The sequence below is a fragment of the Streptomyces sp. NPDC054840 genome, assembly GCF_053611065.1.
Genome location: NZ_JBSGZP010000641.1, coordinates 1 through 4,164, shown reverse-complemented (window position 1 = coordinate 4,164; position 4,164 = coordinate 1). Strand labels below are relative to the sequence as shown.

Sequence of the window (4,164 nt, the reverse complement as noted above, 5' to 3'; positions counted from 1 at the left end):
CGGTACGGCCCCGGGGTACGGGGCCGTGGGCGTCCCGGGGTCCGGCCGCCCCGGGGCGGGCCACGCGGGGACGGGCCCGGGCGCGCCGGCCGGCCGGGTGAGGGCCGCCCGCCGCCGGGGAACCAGGGCCGCACCCGCCGCGCCGGCCACCGCCCCCCAGAGTCCGCCCAGGAGCAGCGCGTACGGGCCGTCCCCCCGCAGCTCCACGCCCGCGTCCACCGCGTCCGCACCCGGCACCGCGAGCGAGGTGTCCGCCGAGAACCCCGTCAACCACACCAGCACCGCCAGAGCCACCCCGGTGACGGCCGACAGCCGCGCCGCGCACCCCAGGACGCCGCGCCGGGGTGTCCGTACGGCCGCCAGCACGCCCGCGTAGAGCAGCAGCAGGGCCGCCCCCGCGACCAGCAGCCAGATCCGCCCGTCGTACTCCGCGAGGCGGGCCACCGTCACCGGCTCCGGCGCGGGCATCGCCACCAGATCGGCCGGCGGATCGGGCAGCAGCCGGGCCGGAGCCCCCGTGACGTGGCCGCGCACCGGTACGAACAGCCCCAGCAGCACCCCCAGCCAGCTCCCGTTCGGCACACCCAGCAGTGCTCCGCCCAGCACCCGGCGGGGCTGGTCGTCTCCCAGCGCCGCCCACACCGCCGCGGCCCAGCCCGCCACCACCGCGACCAGCAGCATCGCCACCACCGCCGCGGCCGCCGGGCGCAGCCGGGCCCACGAGGCCGGCCCGCGCCGCGAGACCAGCAGCGCGAGCGCCAGTACGGCGAGCACCCAGACCCCCGCGCCCAGCAGGGTCGGCCCGAGCTCCACCGAGAAGCCCACCCGGGTGCGGGTCTCGATCAGGTCCCCGACGCGGTCCGGGAGCAGCCCGCCGATGTCCCCGATCCCCGGGATCTCGACCTTCGCCGGGGTCTGCGGCAGCGGCAGCGTCCCGTCGAGCGTGACCACGTCGTGCCCGGCCCATGCCAGTCCGCCCGCCGTCGCGACGAACAGCGCCGCGAGGACCGCCACCCTGGCCGCCGTCTCCCCGTGGCCCGCCCCGGCCCGCAGCGAACGCAGGAACAGCCGTGCCAGGACCAGCGCCCCGACCAGCGACACCCCCAACGGCATGACGTCCAGGGAGGTTTCGGCGCCCGCACCGGTGACTCCGAAGACCGAGACGTCACCCGAGGGGGTCACGGTTCCACCGACCGCGAGGACCACCCCGGCGGCCGTCATCGCGCCGAGCGAGCCTTCGGCGCCGTCGGCGCCCAGGAGGCGCAGCCCCAGTCCTGCCACCCCCGCCATCACGATCAGGGACCAGCCCACGGCGGCGACGGCGGACAGCAGCACGTCCCCCCAACGGATGCGGCGCATACGGTGAACCCCCGATGCCTACCGAGCGGTAGCGACGGGACCACCGGGCGAGAAGTCCCGTATCTCACTTTCCGGGTGACTTTCGACCCCGTCAACGGTCGGTCGTAGACGCCCCGGCAAGGCCCGGATTCCACATACGGCTGTGGGCCTGAAATAGTTCCCCCGGATGTTCGCCATCCCTAGACTCCCTGACGTCATGGGGGATTCTCGGGGGACTTAAGTGGGGCTGGAGTGCCGGAACTCGTACTGGAATTGAATGGAAGGACCTGGACGCTCGATCCGTCCAGGTCGTACTCGCTGGGGCGTGACCCCCAGGGAGACGTGGTGATCGACGATGCCCGGGTGTCGTGGCGGCATGCCACCATCGCCTGGAACGGCCGGGGTTGGGGCATCGAGGACCACGGCAGCACCAACGGCACCTACGTGCACGGGGCGAGGGTCCAGCAGACCGAGCTCGTGCCCGGCACGCCGGTCCACCTGGGCAACGCGACGGACGGCCCGCGGCTGAACCTGAGCACCGCCGGCGCCGCCGCGCCGCAGCCGGCCGTGGCACAGCAGGCCCATCAGGCGCAGCAGGCTCCGGCCCAGGCGTACGCCCAGCCGCAGGCCCCGGCCTATCAGGCTCAGCAGCAGCCCCAGCACCAGGCCTGGGAACAGCAGCAGCACGCCCCGCACCAGCCGCAGCAGCCGCAGGTCAACCTCCCGCACCAGCAGGGCGCTGCCGCTCCCCACCTGGCGCAGGGCGGCGCCCCGGCCTACGGGGACCGCAGCCCGACGACGTTCCACCAGCTCTCGCTGGGACACGTCATGCGGATCGGCCGTGCGCTGGAGAACGAGCTGGTGGTCTCCGACCTCCAGGTCTCCCGCCACCACGCCGAGTTCCGCTCGATGCCCGGCGGCCGCTTCGAGATCCACGACCTCGGCAGCCACAACGGCACCTACGTCAACGGTCAGCCGCTGGCGAAGTCCGGCACGGCGCTGCTCGGCCCGAACGACATCGTCGGCGTCGGCCACTCGACGTTCCGGATCGTCGGCGACCGCCTGGAGGAGTTCGTCGACACCGGCGAGGTCTCCTTCTCGGCCCGCCACCTCACGGTCACGGTCGACGGCGGAAAGCAGATCCTCAAGGACGTCACCTTCGGCGTCCCGGAGAAGTCACTGATCGGCGTCATCGGACCCTCGGGATCCGGTAAGTCCACCCTGCTCAAGGCGCTGACCGGCTACCGGCCCGCCGACCAGGGCGACGTCCTCTACGACAACCGCAACCTGTACAAGCAGTTCGCGGAGCTCCGGCAGCGCATCGGCCTGGTGCCGCAGGACGACATCCTGCACAAGGAGCTGCGCGTCCGTACGGCCCTCAAGTACGCGGCCAAGCTCCGCTTCCCCGGCGACACCGCCGAGTCCGAGCGGGCCGCCCGTGTCGACGAGGTGCTGCGCGAGCTCAAGCTCGACATCCACAAGGACAAGAAGATCACCGCGCTCTCGGGTGGTCAGCGCAAGCGCGTGTCCGTGGCCCTGGAGCTGCTCACCAAGCCCTCGCTGATCTTCCTGGACGAGCCGACCTCGGGCCTCGACCCGGGCATGGACCGCGACGTAATGCAGCTGCTGCGCGGCCTCGCCGACGACGGCCGCACGGTCCTCGTCGTCACCCACTCGGTCGCCGAGCTGGCCATCTGCGACAAGCTGCTGGTCATGGCCCCGGGCGGTTCGGTCGCGTACTTCGGCCCGCCGGACGAGGCGCTGAACTTCTTCGGCTACACCACGTGGGCGGACGTGTTCTCGGCCTTCGAGAACTACCGCGACTACGACTGGGCCGGCCGCTGGAAGGGCTCCCAGCACTACCAGCTGTACGCCGCCGACATCGACGCGGTCGCCCCCCAGTCCGTGGCGATGCCCGCGGCCCAGCACATGCGCCCGACCAAGCCGCAGGGCTGGGGCTCGCAGCTGTGGACGCTGATCCGCCGCTACGTCTCGGTGATCGCGTCGGACGTGGGCTTCCTGGCCCTGATGGTGCTCCTGCCCGCGGTCCTGGGCGTGGTCTCCACGGTGATCCCCGCGAAGTTCGGCCTGGCGCCGCCCGTGGCACCGTCCCGCTTCAACGGCGACGCCGGCACGATCATGCTGATCCTCGCGGTCGGCATGTGCTTCTCGGGTGCCGCCAACTCGGTCCGAGAGCTGATCAAGGAACGGGTCATCTACGAGCGGGAACGGGCGACCGGCCTCTACCGGTCCGCGTACCTCATGTCGAAGGTGATCGTCCTCGGCGTCATCACGGCCATCCAGGGCGTGATCATCTGCGCGATCGGCTTCTTCCCGCGCGACCTGCCCACCGAGGGCCTGATCATGCCGCCGGCCGTCGAGATCTGCCTGTCGGTCATCGCGCTCGGCTTCACCTCGATGATGTTCGGCCTGGTGATCTCCTCGCTGGTGAAGACCGCCGAGAAGACCATGCCGCTGCTGGTCATGTTCGCGATCGTCCAGGTCGTGTTCACCGGCATCCTCTTCCAGGTGTACGACTCGCCGGGCCTGGAGCAGTTCGCCTGGCTGATGCCGTCCCGCTGGGCCATCGCCGCCGCCGGCACCACGCTGAACCTCGGCAAGCTCATGCCGCCGTGGGACGCGGAGAACCCGACCAACACCGACCCGCTCTGGGACGCCACGATCGGGCAGTGGAGCCTGAACATCACCATCCTGCTGCTCATCGGCATCGCCTGCGGTTTCGCGGTGCAGCGCCTGCTGCGCCGCCACGAGCCCGAGGTCATGCGCGCGGGCAAGTAGGCCGCGGGCGCGCGGGCGGGAAGACCG

General features: G+C 72.0%; 2 protein-coding genes. One reads left to right on the top strand and one right to left on the bottom strand.

What is annotated here, in order from left to right:
• The coding region (locus ACWGIU_RS31380; protein WP_453711505.1) for a streptophobe family protein at positions 1-1,359 on the bottom strand (1,359 nt) is incomplete at its 3' end.
• A 231-nt stretch (positions 1,360-1,590) separates the two neighbouring features.
• Between ACWGIU_RS31380 and ACWGIU_RS31375 the strand changes: the two genes are divergently transcribed.
• Positions 1,591-4,137, top strand: coding sequence for an FHA domain-containing protein (locus ACWGIU_RS31375; RefSeq protein ID WP_453711504.1), 2,547 nt, complete (start codon positions 1,591-1,593; stop codon positions 4,135-4,137).
• Positions 4,138-4,164: the final 27 nt, after the last annotated feature.